General features: G+C 41.9%; 17 protein-coding genes. All 17 read left to right on the top strand.

Going from position 1 to position 15,815, the window contains the following annotated elements; translation table 11 throughout:
- Window positions 1-18 precede the first annotated feature (18 nt).
- Window positions 19-369: a phosphomannose isomerase type II C-terminal cupin domain gene (locus tag JM83_RS18425; RefSeq protein ID WP_144963543.1), complete on the top strand. Its 351-nt coding sequence runs from the start codon at window positions 19-21 to the stop codon at window positions 367-369.
- A gap of 9 nt (window positions 370-378) precedes the next feature.
- On the top strand, window positions 379-1,449 hold the full coding sequence (locus tag JM83_RS18420; protein ID WP_144963542.1) for a pesticidal protein Cry7Aa: 1,071 nt from the start codon (window positions 379-381) through the stop codon (window positions 1,447-1,449).
- A complete protein-coding gene (locus JM83_RS18415) occupies window positions 1,446-3,812 on the top strand; it encodes a glycosyltransferase (protein WP_144963541.1) in 2,367 nt (788 codons plus the stop codon). Before JM83_RS18420 ends, JM83_RS18415 begins: the two co-directional genes overlap by 4 nt.
- Window positions 3,813-3,821: 9 nt before the next feature.
- Entirely contained in the window at window positions 3,822-5,090 is a 1,269-nt protein-coding gene (locus JM83_RS18410; RefSeq protein WP_144963540.1) for an MgtC/SapB family protein, read from the top strand.
- Window positions 5,091-5,102: 12 nt separating this feature from the next.
- The gene (locus JM83_RS18405; protein ID WP_144963539.1) at window positions 5,103-6,092 is read left to right on the top strand and encodes a 2-hydroxyacid dehydrogenase; all 990 of its coding nucleotides are present in this window, start codon (window positions 5,103-5,105) and stop codon (window positions 6,090-6,092) included.
- Between the two features lie 35 nt (window positions 6,093-6,127).
- Window positions 6,128-6,382, top strand: coding sequence for a hypothetical protein (locus JM83_RS18400; RefSeq protein WP_144963538.1), 255 nt, complete (start codon window positions 6,128-6,130; stop codon window positions 6,380-6,382).
- A gap of 90 nt (window positions 6,383-6,472) precedes the next feature.
- Window positions 6,473-7,078, top strand: coding sequence for a hypothetical protein (locus JM83_RS18395; RefSeq protein ID WP_261376866.1), 606 nt, complete (start codon window positions 6,473-6,475; stop codon window positions 7,076-7,078).
- Window positions 7,079-7,082: 4 nt separating this feature from the next.
- Entirely contained in the window at window positions 7,083-7,376 is a 294-nt protein-coding gene (locus JM83_RS18390) for a phosphoribosylpyrophosphate synthetase (RefSeq protein ID WP_144963536.1), read from the top strand.
- Between the two features lie 17 nt (window positions 7,377-7,393).
- Entirely contained in the window at window positions 7,394-8,161 is a 768-nt protein-coding gene (locus JM83_RS18385) for an outer membrane lipoprotein-sorting protein (RefSeq protein ID WP_144963535.1), read from the top strand.
- Between the two features lies 1 nt (window position 8,162).
- The gene (locus JM83_RS18380) at window positions 8,163-9,374 is read left to right on the top strand and encodes an ABC transporter permease (protein WP_144963534.1); all 1,212 of its coding nucleotides are present in this window, start codon (window positions 8,163-8,165) and stop codon (window positions 9,372-9,374) included.
- 10 nt (window positions 9,375-9,384) lie between these two features.
- Window positions 9,385-10,614 (top strand): ABC transporter permease, encoded by a 1,230-nt coding sequence (locus JM83_RS18375; RefSeq protein ID WP_144963533.1) that lies wholly within the window; start codon window positions 9,385-9,387, stop codon window positions 10,612-10,614.
- A gap of 11 nt (window positions 10,615-10,625) precedes the next feature.
- Window positions 10,626-11,336 (top strand): ABC transporter ATP-binding protein, encoded by a 711-nt coding sequence (locus JM83_RS18370; RefSeq protein WP_144963532.1) that lies wholly within the window; start codon window positions 10,626-10,628, stop codon window positions 11,334-11,336.
- Complete coding sequence (locus JM83_RS18365) at window positions 11,333-12,475, top strand: hypothetical protein (RefSeq protein ID WP_144963531.1); 1,143 nt, start codon at window positions 11,333-11,335, stop codon at window positions 12,473-12,475. The genes JM83_RS18370 and JM83_RS18365 overlap by 4 nt, the downstream gene beginning before the upstream one ends.
- Before the next feature lie 92 nt (window positions 12,476-12,567).
- Window positions 12,568-13,002, top strand: a complete 435-nt coding sequence (locus JM83_RS18360) for a hypothetical protein (RefSeq protein WP_144963530.1) — start codon at window positions 12,568-12,570, stop codon at window positions 13,000-13,002.
- Window positions 13,003-13,051: 49 nt separating this feature from the next.
- Window positions 13,052-13,819: an IS5 family transposase gene (locus JM83_RS18355; RefSeq protein WP_144959460.1), complete on the top strand. Its 768-nt coding sequence runs from the start codon at window positions 13,052-13,054 to the stop codon at window positions 13,817-13,819.
- Between the two features lie 65 nt (window positions 13,820-13,884).
- On the top strand, window positions 13,885-15,108 hold the full coding sequence (locus JM83_RS18350) for an alpha/beta fold hydrolase (RefSeq protein ID WP_144963529.1): 1,224 nt from the start codon (window positions 13,885-13,887) through the stop codon (window positions 15,106-15,108).
- 21 nt (window positions 15,109-15,129) lie between these two features.
- Window positions 15,130-15,726 (top strand): polyphosphate kinase, encoded by a 597-nt coding sequence (locus JM83_RS18345; protein WP_222430243.1) that lies wholly within the window; start codon window positions 15,130-15,132, stop codon window positions 15,724-15,726.
- Window positions 15,727-15,815: the final 89 nt, after the last annotated feature.

Raw genomic sequence — 15,815 nt, 5'->3', positions numbered from 1 at the left:
TATAATTATTAAAACAAAATGAAAACATATAAAGAAGAAAGGCCCTGGGGAAACTTTGAACGCTTTACCCATAATGAGGTAAGCACCGTAAAGATACTTACGGTCAATCCAAACGAAGAGCTAAGCCTCCAGTTTCACCATAACAGGGAAGAATTCTGGAGGGTACTGGACGGAAGGGGAAGTTTCGTAATTGGCGACAAAACAACAATTGGCCGGCAAGGGGACGAGTTTTTTATCCCAAAGGAAACCGTACATCAAATAAAAACAGCCGATTCTTCGGTAAGCATCCTTGAAATAGCCTTTGGCAATTTTGATGAAAACGATATTGTTAGGCTAAAGGACAAATACAAGAGGAAAGACCCAAAATAATGTAGTAATATGGAACATATACATCAGATTAATACCAGAATATCAATAGAAAAACTAGGGATCATACTTAGTCCCACTAAATTGAAATTTGAAAACAACGGCGTGCTCAACCCGGGAATATTTCAGGAGGGGGAAGAGGTGCATATCTTTTACCGTGCGGTGGAAGATGGCAACTATTCCACCATTGGATATGCCAAAACCAATGAGCATTTAGATCTTATAGAAAGGAAAACGAGCCCATTCATAGCACGGGATTTCGACTATGAAAAGCACGGCGTGGAAGATGCGCGTATCGTTAAAATTGAAGACACCTTTTATTTAACATATACAGCATACGATGGCATTAATGCCATGGGGGCTTTGGCGACTTCCAAAGACATGAAACATTTCGAGAAAAAAGGGATCATTACCCCACCTTTAAATTACAAGGAATATAAATTTCATTTAGAGCATTGCAATCAGGGTAAGCTCAATCCAAAATATTATCACTATTATAACCTTTTTGCGAGCATAGGACTTGTAGAGGAAAAACATAGGTTGTTGCGGGACAAGGATATTGTACTCTTCCCCAAAAAAATCAACGGGAAATTTGTCATGCTCCACCGTATATGGCCGGGAATACAAATAGCACAATTTGAAAAGTGGGAAGACCTTACCAAGGAATTCTGGGAAGATCATATAAAGAACCTTACCGATCATATCCTTATGGATCCGCTCTACGATTTTGAAGTAAATTATCTGGGAGCGGGATGCCCACCCATGGAAACAGAAGATGGCTGGCTGGTGATCTACCACGGCGTTTGTGAAACCAACATCGGAAAAACATATCATGCGGCCGCTGCGCTCCTGGATATCAACGACCCTAGAAAAGTAATTGGGCGTTTGCCCTATCCCTTATTCTCCCCTTCAAAAGAATGGGAACTAAAAGGAGTGGTGAACCACGTGGTATTTCCAACGGGAAACGCTTTGTTTGGCGATGACCTCCATATCTATTACGGGGCGGCAGATAAATATATTTCTGTGGCCAAGGTAAGCCTCAAACAATTATTGGATGAAATCAAAAAGACAATGAAACCATGAAAAAACTGAAGATTTTATTTATCTGTTCCTATCCACCCCGGCAATGCGGTATCGCAACCTTTTCAAAGGATCTTGTAACATCCCTTAAAAACTGCTTCGGCACTTCAGTGGACATCGAGGTGTGCGCACTGGAAAATGAATGTTGCGACATTGATGAATATCCACCAGAAGTCTCATACAGGATAGAGGCTCAAAGACTGAATTCTTTTCTCAACGTGGCCGATAGGCTAAATGAAAGGGAGGATATTGGGATGGTCTGCGTGCAACACGAGTTCGGACTGTTTGGAGGGGAATACGGTAGCCATTTGGTAGCATTCCTGCTTCGCCTTAATATCCCCATCTCCTGTGTGTTCCATACTGTGCTGCCCAACCCGGAATTAAAGCGAATAAAAGTAGTACATGCACTGGATGACCTCAGCGAGAAGCTTATTGTACTCACCAATAGGTCTGCCGAGATACTGGAAAAAGATTATTTTGTAGAAAAAAGCAAACTAAGGGTTATCCCACACGGCACACACATCGTCCTGTGGAAAGAAAAGCAGGCCCTTAAAAGCAAGTACGGGTTACAGGATAAAATGGTACTCTCCACTTTTGGCCTGCTCAGTAAAAATAAAGGAATAGAAACAGCGCTTCACGCCCTTCCCAAAGTGATCGACAAATTCCCGGATACCCTCTATCTTGTATTGGGCAAGACCCACCCCGAGGTAGTTAAAAACCGCGGCGAAACATATAGGGAATCGCTGGTGGAGCTAGTTGATCAATTGGGGCTCAATAACAATGTCATCTTTATCAATGAGTATTTGGAACTCCAAATATTGTTGGAATACTTGACCCTTTCAGATATTTATATATTTTCATCACAGGATCCCAACCAAGCCGTAAGTGGCACTTTTGCTTACGCTATGAGTTGTGGAAACCCTGTGATATCAACCCCGATACCCCACTCGAGGGAGTGTTTGGATCCCGGTACCGGCATTTTGTTGAAGGGTTTTGAGGATTCTATGGAATTAAGCAATGCCATCGTTGACTTACTACAACAACCTGTTTTAAGGGCCTCCATGGGCAAAAATGCCTTTACCCAAATGCGTGCCTTTAGTTGGGAAAATATCGCCATATCTTATTCGGATGTCTTTCAGGAATATTTAAATAACCAAAATTCACTAGAATTTGTGTTGCCTTCCATTAAAACAGACCATATTGAAAATATGACCACTGGCTTTGGTATCCTCCAGTTTTCAAATTTTGATGAACCAGATACATCCTCCGGTTATACGATTGATGATAATGCGAGGGCCCTGATCACGATGCTAATGTATTATGAACAAGATGCTTCGGAAAAAACTTTTCGGCTAATAGAAATTTATTTGAACTTCATTGCTTTTTGCCAGCAAGAAAATGGGGAATTCTACAACTACGTGGATTACAACGAAAATTTCACAAACCAAAATACCGAAGTAAACCTTCAAGACTCCAACGGTAGAACTGTATGGGCACTTGGCTATTTATTGTCCAACACAGCACAGCTTCCTTCATATTTAGTAATACTAGCAGAAAACTGCTTTAAAAAAGCCATCCCAAACGTAACAAATTTTGAATCGCCAAGGGCGCTGGGCTTTGTGTTAAAAGGCCTTTACTTTTATCAAAAAAACAATAAAGATACAACCTATACCGCCACAGCTCGTAAATTGGCCGATGAGCTTTTGCGCATTTACGATATAAGTACAGATAACCAATGGGAATGGTTTGAGGATTACCTTACCTATGCAAACAGTGTCTTGCCCGATGCCCTTTTATACGCTTGGTTAATTACCAATAACAACAGGTATAGGGAAGTTGCTGAAATTACTTTCGACTTTTTGCTGTCACAGTATTTTATGAAAGGCCAGATTAAGGTCATCTCCAATAATGGCTGGTTCCATAAAAGGAACCAACGTGTTTTCCATGGCGAACAACCTATAGAGGTTGCCTACACCATTCTTTCATTGGACCTCTTCTACAAGGTTACCAAAAAAAAGAAATATGCCCAACAACTGCATACGGCGTTCAGTTGGTTTTTAGGCAATAACCACCTTAAACAAATTATGTACAACCCGGTAAACGGCGGGTGTTACGATGGCCTTGAGAGGGAAAACGTAAATATTAATCAGGGGGCAGAGTCCAGCATTTGCTATCTAATGGCCCGCCTTATTGTTGAAAAATATCCATTGGAGACAAAGCATGCCATAATGCCACCCAATATCAAAACCTCGAAGAGGTTAGATTCACTTAAAAAAAGGAAGAAAAGCTCAACACATAAAGTGAAGCAGTATTTGGAAGATAGAACAGGAAAACCTTTTAAAAAAGATTCTTTCTATAAACAGTAGGTTTAAACAATGGTGGAAGCATTAAAAAATATCAACCCATTTATCCTCGGATTACTCATTAGTCTGGGCATTGGCCTTATCCTTGGCCTGGAACGTGAATACGACAAGCTAAAGGAGGAACAAGGATTTGCAGGCATAAGGACCTTCCCGATTGTCGCCATTATTGGTTTTATTTTGGGGAGTCTATCCATCATTTACACCCCGTGGTTGGTCATTATCAGTGCGGCGGCATTCCTTTTGTTCTTGTCTTTCACGCATTTTTCCGTAGTGCAAAAACACATAATGACCAGCATTACCACCAATATGGCATTGTTTGCCACGTTGATCTTGGGTGTTATGGTTGCCAACCATTTGCATAAGAAAGCAGTTGCTACCGCAGTAATCGTGGTTACTTTATTGTCGCTTAAAACTACTTTTAATACGTTTATAAAGAACATTACTTCCGAAGAACTTTTTGCTTTCATCAAATTTTCGATTATCGCACTTCTTATTTTGCCTTTCTTGCCAAATCAGGACTATGGTCCAGAAAGTTTGTTAAACCCATTTGAGATTGGGGCCATTATAGTGATCGTATCTTTTCTGAATTTTATTGGTTACTTCCTTGTAAAATATGTAGGTTCCAAGCGGGGTATATTGCTCACGGCAATTTTGGGCGGATTGATTTCCAGCACCGCGGTTGCCTGGATTTATGCTTCCCGAAGTAAGGAATCGCCAGAACTTTCAAAAAAATATGCTGCGGGAATAATCATAGCTTCGGCCATAATGTTCCCACGCCTTGCGGTATTGGTTTATATTTTCAATAGTGCCCTACTCTCCTTTATAGCGGTTCCCTTTACCATCCTTACGATTATCTGTTTGATAAGCGCGCTCATATTTATTAAAAAGGATACCGATGTCGCAAAGACAGCTATCAACCTTGGCAATCCGCTCAATATCTGGAATGCCCTTGGTTTCGGGGGCATTTATGTAGTTATTCTATTTGCCGTTTTTTATGGAAATAGGTTTTTTGGCGAAAGTGGCTTATACTATTCAGCCCTGATTGCAGGATTGGCAGATACGGATGCCATAACCATAAGTATGGCAAAATTCGGGTCTTTAGAAGAAAAACTCGCGCTCGCAGCCAATGTCATTATTACCGCAACCATAAGCAATATGATTGTGAAATTGGCCATTACTTATTTTAAAGGTTCCAAAAAAGCAGGCAAACTCGTGATGCTGATTTTTGGAACTGTTATCATCGTGGGCATAGGGTATATTTTAATACAGTTAGGAAATTAAAAAAAAAGTGAAATGAAAACAACGGTATTCAGCACCCACAAATTTGAAGAGCCCCATTTGCTATCCGCAAATAAAGGCAGGCACGAGCTTAAGCTACTTGAAGTACGGTTGGCCCAAAACACCGCTTCTTTGGCACAGGGTACCGAGGCCATAAGTTTGTTCACGAGCGACGATGCCTCGGCCGAAGTACTGGAAAAGTTAAGTGCCCTGGGCGTTAAGTACATCGCCCTTCGTACGGCGGGGTATAACAATGTAGCAACTGAAAAGGCTGCCGAACTGGGCATCAAAATTTCGCGGGTCCCTGCCTATTCACCTTATGCCATTGCCGAACATACAATGGCCTTGATACTCGCATTGAACAGAAAATTAATAAGGGCCAATAATAGGGTTCGGGATATGAATTTCTCATTGAACGGACTCACAGGATTTGACCTGAACGGGAAGACCGTAGGGGTTATTGGAACAGGAAAAATCGGTGCCATCCTCGTTAAAATACTATATGGTTTTGGCTGCAAAATCCTTGCTCAGGATATAATTGAAGATAAAAATCTAATAAGCTCTTACGGTGTAAAATATACAGATTATAAAACCATTTGCCGGCAAGCAGATATTATAAGCCTGCATGTACCTTTAATATCTTCTACCAGGCATTTGATTGATTCCAAACATATTTCACTTATGAAACCCGGCATAATGCTCATCAATACCAGCCGTGGGGGATTGGTGGATACCAAAGCGGTCATTGAAGGATTGAAAACAGGTAAAATAGGATATTTTGGGATAGATGTTTATGAAGAGGAAGAAGGCTTGTTCTTTGAAGACCATTCCGAAGACATTTTACAGGACGATGTAATCGCCCGTTTAATGACCTTTAACAATGTTTTGATAACCAGCCATCAGGCTTTTTTGACTGAAACAGCCCTGACCAATATAGCAGATACCACCATTTATAACCTGGATTGTTTTGAAAAAGGGACAGTTTCAGGAAATGAAGTTGCTTAAAATAAAAATAATAAAAAACCAAAAATCAATACATTATGAAAACAGGAGAATTGCAAAAACAGGACCGCATGGATTTTGAACCATTTTACCAGGCATTGGAAGATGACCCAAAACTACTTGAAGAAGCATTGGAAATATTATTGGAAATGGTAAACTCCGAGCCAAAATCCATAAAGAAACTGGCCCTTCTTATAAAAAAGGATTCCCGCAATCTATACAATGGAATAGTGGAGGTATACAAATCTAACCAGGATAAAGGAAACACCCCTTCCTGCTGTGGTGGGCACTAAACAGATACGATAAAGAAGAACAATAAAATTGATGCGTCATATATGAGAAAAAAAGGCTTCATACTACTATTTATCTTATTCAGAATCACAATGAATGGACAAACTGAAATGCTCATTGGGCAGATTTCAGGAAGAGTGGTAATTCGTGAAAATTATGATGAAAAAGGTGCTTTTCTCAACAAACAAACTTTTAAAGCCGGTGAAACAATAAAGAAAAATGGCTATTATGAAATTAAGGTGGTCACGGAACTTTTTGACAAAGACAAAAAACCTACCGATAAATACACCACCACCTATCGCTGTAAGCCAGATGAAGCCAGTATAATGGTTATGGCATTTTCGTTTTCAAACCCAAAATCAAAGGAAACCGAAATCAATACCACTTCAAAAAATTTTAAAGAGTTATATGATTTGGAGAACCTGAAAGATATTGAACTGGAAATGAGTTTTGATTCGGGCCTGCTGAATTTCTTTGGTTCGAAAAGCACCATAAAAATTTTTGATAGAAAGTTGAAATCTTCTGGAAACAATATGAACATTCAATCCAAAATCAATGTAAAGGCCTATGCCTTGGGAATTCGTATTAAGCAACTCAACTATACCGTTAACGAGAAATTAAATGGAAGCGGTTTATTAACCTTTCAGAAGTTTAGCGAAGAATACGGCGGTTATTTTACAATGACCTATAAAGAATGAAAAGATGAAAAATTATGATACACTTTCAGAAGCCGTAAACGATTTACAGGCAACCGAGTATCCTTATGACTTCAACTTAAAGCCCGAATGCCTGGAATGTCCGTCCCTGAAAATTGAGATCCGTCCAGAAGATTTCAAAATAGATAAAACCTATCGCTTTGAAGGCATGAGCAGTACTGATGACAACAGCATCCTCTATGCCATTTCTTCCAAAAATGAAATTAAGGGGCTGTTGGTGGATGCCTACGGCGTTTATGCCGAAAATATCTCCGAAGCAATGCGAAAAAAATTACGATAACATTTAATTAGATCATTATGAAAATCAGATCATTTATCCCACTAGCTTTTATAGCCATTATTTCCCTGTTCCTGGTAAGCGGCACGGCCCCCGTTCAGGACAGTGCAAAAAGTATTATTGAAAAAGCCGACAACAAAAGGCTTGGCAAGACCAGTTCCGCCACAATGACCTTAAATATCATCCGGCCCAAATGGACACGTGAAATAGATTTGAAATTATGGACCAAAGGCAATGACCTTATGATGATTTTAATTACCGGTCCGGCCAGGGACCAGGGAACGGCCTTCCTGAAAAGGGGGGACGAGATCTACAACTGGGTGCCCCGTATTGACCGCAGTATAAAGCTCCCGCCATCCAGTATGCTGCAAAGTTGGATGGGTTCCGATTTTACCAATGACGATCTGGTAAAACAATCTTCCATGGTCAATGATTACGAGCATACACTCATTGGAAAGGAAGAAATAAGCGGCAGGGAAGCCTACAAGATCCTTTTAAAACCCAAAGAGGAAGCCTCGGTGGTCTGGGGAAAGGTGGAAGCCTGGGTAGATGTGGAAGAATCCCTTTTCCTGAAACTGGCCTATTATGACGAAGAAGGCAAGTTGGTGAACACCCTGTTGGGCAAGAATATTAAAACAATGGGAGGCCGCACCGTAACAAGCCTGCTGGAGATAACCCCGGCCAGGGATCCCGGCAATAGAACTGTTTTGAAATATAAATCCATTGAGTTTGACAAACCAATGGAGGATACATTTTTCTCTTTAAGAAACCTAAAAAACATTAAATAAAATGATCATTAAACTATCCTGGCGAAATTTGTGGAGAAACAGGCGAAGAACCCTGATCACGGTGGCTTCCATTGTTTTTGCGATTGTATTTGCCATTTTTATGGACAGCCTGCTGCTGGGCCTGAACAAACAGATGGCGGACAGCTTGGTGGGAGTGTACAGCGGGCATTTTCAAATTCAGCAAGAGGGGTATTGGGAGGATAAATCCCTCCACAATTCCTTTGTGCCGGATAAAAACCTGAATACGGAACTTGCAGGCATGGAAGGGATAAAGGGTTTTTCGTACCGTCTGGAATCGGTGGCGCTGTTGGCTTCCAACGAGCTTACCAGGGGCACTTTGGTAATGGGCATAGATCCCGATAAAGAGAAAAATATAACAGGATTTGATAAAAAGATCATCCAAGGAAAATATCTTGGCGAAGCCAACAATCAGGCTTTGGTGGGCAAAGGGCTGGCCGAAAAAATGAATATATTGGTCGGGGACAGCCTGGTACTGGTGGGCGAAGGCTATCACGGGGCCAGCGCTGCCGATAAGTATATGGTTTCTGGGATCATAAGGCTGGGTTCCCCGGACCTGGACAACAATATCGTGATCCTAAAACTGGAAGACGCCCAATTTTTATATGGTGCCTACGACAGGCTTACTTCCATTCCGGTTTTTTTAAAGCCAAACCAATCCCAGGAGCAGGCTTTGGCGGCTTTGGAGACTAAACTAGAGGCCGGTTTTACCGCCAAACCCTGGCAGGAAATGTTGCCAATGCTCACCCAGTCCATCGGTCTTATTGATGCAATGCGCGTAATAACCATAGTTCTACTCTACATACTCATAAGTTTTAGTATTCTTGGAACCATTATAATGATGGTCCATGAAAGATTGAATGAACTACGCATAGTATTGTCCATTGGCATGCGAAAAACGAAAATGCAACTAATGATATTGATCGAAACATTCTTTATGGCATTGCTGGGCGCGGTCCTTGGGTTTTTGTCCAGCTACCCCCTTGTAAGCTATTTTAAGGCAAGGCCCATTGAATTCAGGGGAAAGACGGCTGCTGGTTGGGAGGCTTATGGGATAGATCCCATTTTGCCAACACTTGTAGATTTCGGTGTTTTTACCAAGCATACCCTTATTATACTGGTGGTTTCGATACTATTGTCAATATATGCCATACGGCAGGTTTCAATTTTAAAGCCCGTGGCATCAAAAAAATAAATATGAACAAATGAAAACGCTTTTAAAAATAGCATGGAGAAATATCTGGAGGAACAGGACCCGAAGCCTGGTCGTGGTCATTTCATTGGCAATCGGGATTTGGGCAACGGTTATTATCCTGGCCGTATCGGACACCCTGCACATTGAATCGCTGAAAGACGCCATCGAACATAAATACGGGCATGTACAGATTGAGAACCCCGATTTTGTAAAAAACGAAAAATTGGTCACTACCATCTCCAATGGAGAAAGGATATTGGAGGAAATTAGAACGGATGAGGAAGTAAAAGCCGCTACGGCCAGGACCCAAGTGTATGGTATCATCGCCTCTGCCGGCTATTCATCCAATATCGTCCTTATAGGCGTATTGCCCGGGGCGGAAGAGAAAACCACGATGCTAAAATCAAGGCTCTCTTCGGGGGATTACCTTGCCCCAGAGGTGAGGAACCCCATTATACTTGGGGAAAAGCTGGCCAAAAAACTCAATATAAAACCAGGCAATAAAGTGGTATTGGGCTTTGAGGGCAAAGAGGGGACCTTGATATCCTCAACGTTCAGGGTTACGGGCCTGTACAATGCCACCCAGGCCAGGGACGAAGAAATGTTGGTCTATGCCGACCTTGCAGATGTTACCAGACTGGCCGGCATTGAAGGGCAATACAACAAGATAGTCATTAAGCTCAACGATCCGGATCAACTGGCACCTTATCTCGCTTCCCTAAAAGCAAGGTTCAGCGGGCCCGATGTACAGATACGGGATTGGCGCGAAGCCAATGCAGATCTGGAGCTGCTCAGTAACTGGATAGACCAAATGGATTTTATCGTTACCATCATTGTGCTGATCGCCCTGGCCTTTGGGATATTAAATACCATGTTGATGTCGATCTTGGAACGTTACAAGGAACTGGGCATATTAATGGCCATCGGAATGAACAGGCTGCGCGTATTCACGATGATCGTGATGGAAACCGCCTACCTTTCTATTTTAGGTGGTGCCGTAGGGATGGGGATCGGCTTTATTACCGTCTCGGCCCTAAATTATAAAGGAATTAGTTTAAGCCTGTTTTCCGAAGGATTGGCGGGTTGGGGGTTTACTAATATTGTTTATCCAACGCTGGAACCCAGGGTATATATAATTATTACAGTTTTGGTCATCCTTACCGCAGTGATAACCTCTATATACCCGGCAATAAAAGCCTTGATGTTAAAACCTAACGAAGCTATTAGCAAACAAAATTAATACAAGAAGTCATGAATGTTATTGAAACCAAGGAAGTGAGCAAAATATATAACCCCGATACCATTCCGGTATATGCCCTGAACAAGGTAAGCCTGAATATTGAAAAAGGGGAATTTACCGCTATCGTGGGGCCATCGGGTTCCGGTAAGACCACATTGCTTAATGTTATTGGTGGCCTCGATGATGCCAGTGATGGTTCGGTGATGATCGATGGCAGCGACATCCTGAAATTATCCGGGGGCAAACTGATCGATTTCAGGCTCAGGCACATCGGCTTTGTCTTTCAGGCCTATAACCTGATTCCTGTGCTCTCCGCCAAGGAGAATATCGAGTTCATCATGCTGCTGCAAAACTGGCCTACCAAGAAACGTGAGGATCGAACAAAAGAAATGTTGGAAGCCGTTGGCCTAAAAGATAAATCTGGCTCAAAGCCATCACAACTTTCGGGCGGGCAGCAACAAAGGGTTGCCGTGGCAAGGGCCCTGGCTTCAAAACCCCGTTTTGTGCTGGCCGATGAGCCCACGGCAAACCTCGATTCCAAATCGGCAGAAAATTTATTGGATATTATGCTGAAATTAAATGTGGAGGAACATATCACCTTTATTTTTTCGACCCACGACCCACGGGTCATAAAAAGGGCAAGGCGGGTCATAACGCTCGAAGACGGCAAAGTAGTGTCGGATATACAACAAAATACTAAACAGGTTTTAGCAAGAAAATGAAGTTTTACTTCTACACCATATTATTGATACTAATTTATAACAGCAAGGCAATGGCCCAGACTGAAGAAAAGAAATGGGAACTGAATGGTTATGTAAAGGGGATCCAGGCGACTTCCTTTACAGATTTGGATTCCGTCTCTACCAATTCCCTGCTCCATAACCGCCTCAACTTCCGGTGGTACCCTTCCGATAGTTGGAAAGTGGGTATTGAAGTAAGGAACAGGCTGTTTGTTGGGGACCAAATTACAGTTAATCCATTATTGACCGATATTGATGACGATGGGATAATTGACCTTTCAACTAATTTAATTGAACGAAATGATGCACTTCTGAATGTAACCATGGATCGTTTATGGGTACAATGGCAAAATACCAGCTGGCAGGTTACCCTGGGGAGGCAAAGGGTGAATTGGGGGGTGGACCGGATATTTAACCCCAACGACATTTTTAACGCCTATTCGTTCATCGATTTTGACTATGAGGAACGGCCGGGAAGCGATGCCCTGCGGGTACAGTATTTTAAGGATACGGACTATACCTTGGATATGGCGGTAAAGATAACCGATGACCCGGACGAACTGATTGCGGCGGCGCTGTACAAATTCAACAAATGGAATTACGATATACAATTGCTTGGCGGGGTTTACAAACGCGATATTGTGATAGGCACGGGATGGGCAGGGAATATAAGAAATGCCGGTCTAAAAACCGAACTCTCTTATTTTAGGAATTACCAAAACTTTTCCGAAGGTTCCGGGACATTTATTTCTTCGTTTTCGGTGGACTATGCCTTCAAAAATTCCCTATATGTTTATGGATCCTATTTTTATAATTCATCCGGGAAAAGCAAAAATGCCATTGGGGATTTGGTAGAAACAGAAATAGGGGTAAAAAACCTGTCCCCGTTTCCCCATAATATTTTTACACAGTTATCTTATGAATTCAGTGCCATAACAAACCTATCCATGAACATTTTGTATTCCCCTACAGATAATGCGGTTTTTATAAATCCAGCCCTCAATGTACTGATGGGGAAACAGTTTGACCTATCGATTATTTCGCAAAATTTACTAGGAAACACAAATAGTTATGAGTTGTTATTTAATACAGTTTACACGAGGATTAAATGGAATTTTTAACTTTTAAAAACAATATATATCAATAATATGGAAAATCACGACGATCACAAAAATGTAAAAACTTTATCACTGGGATTACTTAAACCTCCACTATGAACCTTAGACCATACTCAACACCCATCCTTGCATTGGGAGGATCACTCCTTGCTGCCATGGGGATGTACTTTGTTTTTTTACGACCACCTTTACTGCCGGAAGACCTCCGCTACATTGGTTCTACATTACAAAATACAAAGGAAAATATTCCTGGTCTTTTAAATTGGTTGCAAAAGGTTTTCTGGGTAATGGGAGGTTACATTTTCACAACAGGATTGCTGATTATTGTTATTGCATTCACGTCTTTTCGGAAACGCTTAAGAGGGGCATTTAGTATCGTTATATTTACAGGAATAAGTTCAATAGGTTTAATGACAGTTGTTAACTTTATGATCGGTTCAGATTTCAAGTGGGTGTTGTTAACTTTTACATTGCCATGGATAATTGCGTTAAGAGCATGTTTAAAAACAAATTTGGGTGAAAGTTTGTAAAAAAAGTTGGGCAGTATAAACTTTGTAGTTCACAAATAAAACAGAGTTTATGAAATCGAGATACACCCGATCGACTGCCCAACAGTGGGAAATTATGAAAAAATTCCTTCCCGTTAAAATCAAGGGCCACTATAAGTTGCGCGACATTGCCGACGCCATCCTTTGGATATTGCGCACCGGCTGCCAATGGCGGAACCTACCGGAATGCTTTCCCAAATGGGAGAGCGTCTACTACCATTTCAGGAAGTGGGGCCGGGACGGCACCCTTTCAAGGCTGAACGCAGGGCTGAACATGATGGAGAGGAAGCGGCAGGGAAAGGGGGCAACGCCCAGTATGCTGTCGATCGACAGCCAGTCCGTCAAGGCGGGGCCGATGACCTCCGAGTCGAAGGGCATCGACGGGAACAAGAAGATAAACGGACGGAAACGGCACGCGATCACCGATACCCTCGGCCTGGTATGGGGCGTTGTGGTAGGCGCGGCGAACCAGGCCGACGGGGCGGTGGCCGAGAGGGTGGTGGAGCCCCTGTTGGGCTATCTGGACCGGATGGAAAAGATACTGGCCGACCATGCCTACAAGAAGGTGTTCATGGAGTGGGTCGAGAGGACGGTAATAGGGCTGGAAGTGGAGATCTCGTCATGCCCGCCATCCTCGAAAGGCTTTGTCCCGGTAAAGTGGAGATGGGTCACCGAAAGGACCTTCGGGATCTTCAATTTCTTCAGGCGACTGGACAAGGATTATGAAAAAACACCGGAAAGTCAGGAATATTGGGTATTGTGGCAGAATTGTCAGATTATCCTCAATAGAATCGAATGATTCTTGTGAATCGTTTTTAAACATGCTCTAATTCTTCACAGGCTTCATAAATAAAAAATACAAAAATGGCACATCAGCAGCATCCTGAAATTCTGGTAAATGGAGATATCCGGAAAGCTCCAACCAATCAGGCTTTCTTCCCCATAACCAACTTCCATCATTTTCACAATGATGCAAACATTAATTTTCAGCTTAACCGATTCCTTATACCTGGTTTGGAAGATATGTTTGCTGAGATTGGACGCCACGTCGAAAATTTTGATGATTGGAAGAATCTGTTTTTTGCTAAAGCTGTGGCTTTTGAAAAAGAGGGCAATACGGATTATGCAATGGAACTATACCGTGCTGCGGAATTTTTTAAGGATCCTGCCGACCCCAATAAGAAGATGGCGTTTGAAAAGTATTTGCGTTTTTTCTACCACTCGAAAGAGGGAAAAAATCTTGAACGGATGTCGGTGCCTTATGGCAATAATCATCTGCATGGTTTTAGGTTAACGCCAACCATACCAACTAAGGGCATCATCCTCATACATGGCGGATTTGATTCTCACAGTGAAGAATTTTATACACTTGGTGCAGCTATGTGTGAAAATGGTTATGAAGTAATAATGTTTGATGGACCTGGTCAAGGCTCAACGCTCATGTTTGAGAAAGTACCTATGACACACGAATGGGAAAAACCAGTTGCAGCCGTTCTGGATTATATCGAAGCCCAAAATGTAACGTTGATTGGCATGAGCCTTGGCGGCTACCTTGCTATCAGGGCTGCATCCCGGGAGAAACGTGTACAGAGAGTAATTGCCTATGATGTAATGCTGGACTTTTTTGCATGTGTTACATCAAGAAGAGGTAAGGTTGCAGGGTATCTCATTAAAGGGCTTGTAAGCATGAGATTGTCTTTTGTTCTTAATGCTTTTGCAAAACTAATGATGAAAAGGGATATGTACTCACAGTGGGGTATTGCCCAGGGTATGCATGTTATGGGGTGTAAAACGCCTTATGAATTCTTTTTTAAATTGAAAGAATATAACGGATACGCAGCTTCCGTTAATGTGGCGGCGGATGTCTTGATCATGGCTGGAGCGGAGGATCATTTCGTGCCATTAGTGCAATTTTTTGAGCAATTGAAATTATTGACCGCTGCCCGGTCTGTCACAGGTCGAATCTTCACAAGAAAGGAACAGGCTCAATCGCATTGTCAGGTCGGCAACCTTGGGTTGGCTGCTGCAAATATGATAAGCTGGATTGAAGAACATTCCTTTACCACCTCAACAAATCCAACAGAATAATATCAGGCAAAATACCTTCAAATGACAAAACTAAAAAACATTCCCACTTTCCCAGCTGAAACATTTTTTAAAAAAGAGTGTGAAAAAGAATTGAAGAAAATAAAAAAAGGACTCTTTTCATTGCAAAATAAATTTTATGCAGATGGACGTTACGGGCTGCTTATTATTTTACAAGGTATAGATACTTCGGGAAAAGATGGTACTGCGCACCACGCATTTTCCAGCATGATCCCTAAGGGAGTGCATGTAACTTCGTTTAAAGCGCCGATTGGCCGGGAACCAGAGCACGATTTTTTATGGAGGATATATCCGTATATTCCGGGGAAGAGCAGGATTGGAGTGTTTAATCGTTCTTATTATGAAAACATACTTGTTCCTGCATTAAACGAATCGCTAAGAAAGGAGGACATTCAGCACCGCTGCCAATTAATAAATGAACTCGAAGACCACCTGATTAGAAATAATATTCACGTATTGAAATCCTTTCTTCATATTTATGAAGAAGAACAAAAGAAAAAACCGGAAGAGCGGAAAACCAACCCGAGCAAGAAATGGAAATATTCGGTAGCGGATAGCAAAGCACCCGCTGAGTTGAAAGAGAATACATATACATGGTGATAGAGAGCTGTAGCCAGCATCCTTGGCATATCATTCCGACAGATAAACGATGGTATTGCAATTATAGCATTGCCAAAATACTTTCGGGA

Origin of the sequence: Gillisia sp. Hel_I_86 (genome assembly GCF_007827275.1) — a bacterium.
GTDB lineage: Bacteria > Bacteroidota > Bacteroidia > Flavobacteriales > Flavobacteriaceae > Gillisia.
Note: the sequence above shows the minus strand (reverse complement) of the source record. Positions and strands in the feature narration are given on the sequence as shown.

Excerpts from the sequence above, each read along its gene's own strand:
- JM83_RS18370 (WP_144963532.1), top strand. The coding sequence starts at position 10,626 with ATGAATGTTATTGAAACCAAGGAAGTGAGCAAAATATATAACCCCGAT.
- JM83_RS18425 (WP_144963543.1), top strand. The coding sequence starts at position 19 with ATGAAAACATATAAAGAAGAAAGGCCCTGGGGAAACTTTGAACGCTTT.
- JM83_RS18405 (WP_144963539.1), top strand. The coding sequence starts at position 5,103 with ATGAAAACAACGGTATTCAGCACCCACAAATTTGAAGAGCCCCATTTG.
- JM83_RS18360 (WP_144963530.1), top strand. The coding sequence starts at position 12,568 with ATGAACCTTAGACCATACTCAACACCCATCCTTGCATTGGGAGGATCA.
- JM83_RS18415 (WP_144963541.1), top strand. The coding sequence starts at position 1,446 with ATGAAAAAACTGAAGATTTTATTTATCTGTTCCTATCCACCCCGGCAA.
- JM83_RS18380 (WP_144963534.1), top strand. The coding sequence starts at position 8,163 with ATGATCATTAAACTATCCTGGCGAAATTTGTGGAGAAACAGGCGAAGA.
- JM83_RS18365 (WP_144963531.1), top strand. The coding sequence starts at position 11,333 with ATGAAGTTTTACTTCTACACCATATTATTGATACTAATTTATAACAGC.
- JM83_RS18345 (WP_222430243.1), top strand. The coding sequence starts at position 15,130 with ATGACAAAACTAAAAAACATTCCCACTTTCCCAGCTGAAACATTTTTT.
- JM83_RS18420 (WP_144963542.1), top strand. The coding sequence starts at position 379 with ATGGAACATATACATCAGATTAATACCAGAATATCAATAGAAAAACTA.
- JM83_RS18410 (WP_144963540.1), top strand. The coding sequence starts at position 3,822 with ATGGTGGAAGCATTAAAAAATATCAACCCATTTATCCTCGGATTACTC.
- JM83_RS18350 (WP_144963529.1), top strand. The coding sequence starts at position 13,885 with ATGGCACATCAGCAGCATCCTGAAATTCTGGTAAATGGAGATATCCGG.
- JM83_RS18375 (WP_144963533.1), top strand. The coding sequence starts at position 9,385 with ATGAAAACGCTTTTAAAAATAGCATGGAGAAATATCTGGAGGAACAGG.
- JM83_RS18385 (WP_144963535.1), top strand. The coding sequence starts at position 7,394 with ATGAAAATCAGATCATTTATCCCACTAGCTTTTATAGCCATTATTTCC.
- JM83_RS18355 (WP_144959460.1), top strand. The coding sequence starts at position 13,052 with ATGAAATCGAGATACACCCGATCGACTGCCCAACAGTGGGAAATTATG.
- JM83_RS18390 (WP_144963536.1), top strand. The coding sequence starts at position 7,083 with ATGAAAAATTATGATACACTTTCAGAAGCCGTAAACGATTTACAGGCA.
- JM83_RS18400 (WP_144963538.1), top strand. The coding sequence starts at position 6,128 with ATGAAAACAGGAGAATTGCAAAAACAGGACCGCATGGATTTTGAACCA.
- JM83_RS18395 (WP_261376866.1), top strand. The coding sequence starts at position 6,473 with ATGAATGGACAAACTGAAATGCTCATTGGGCAGATTTCAGGAAGAGTG.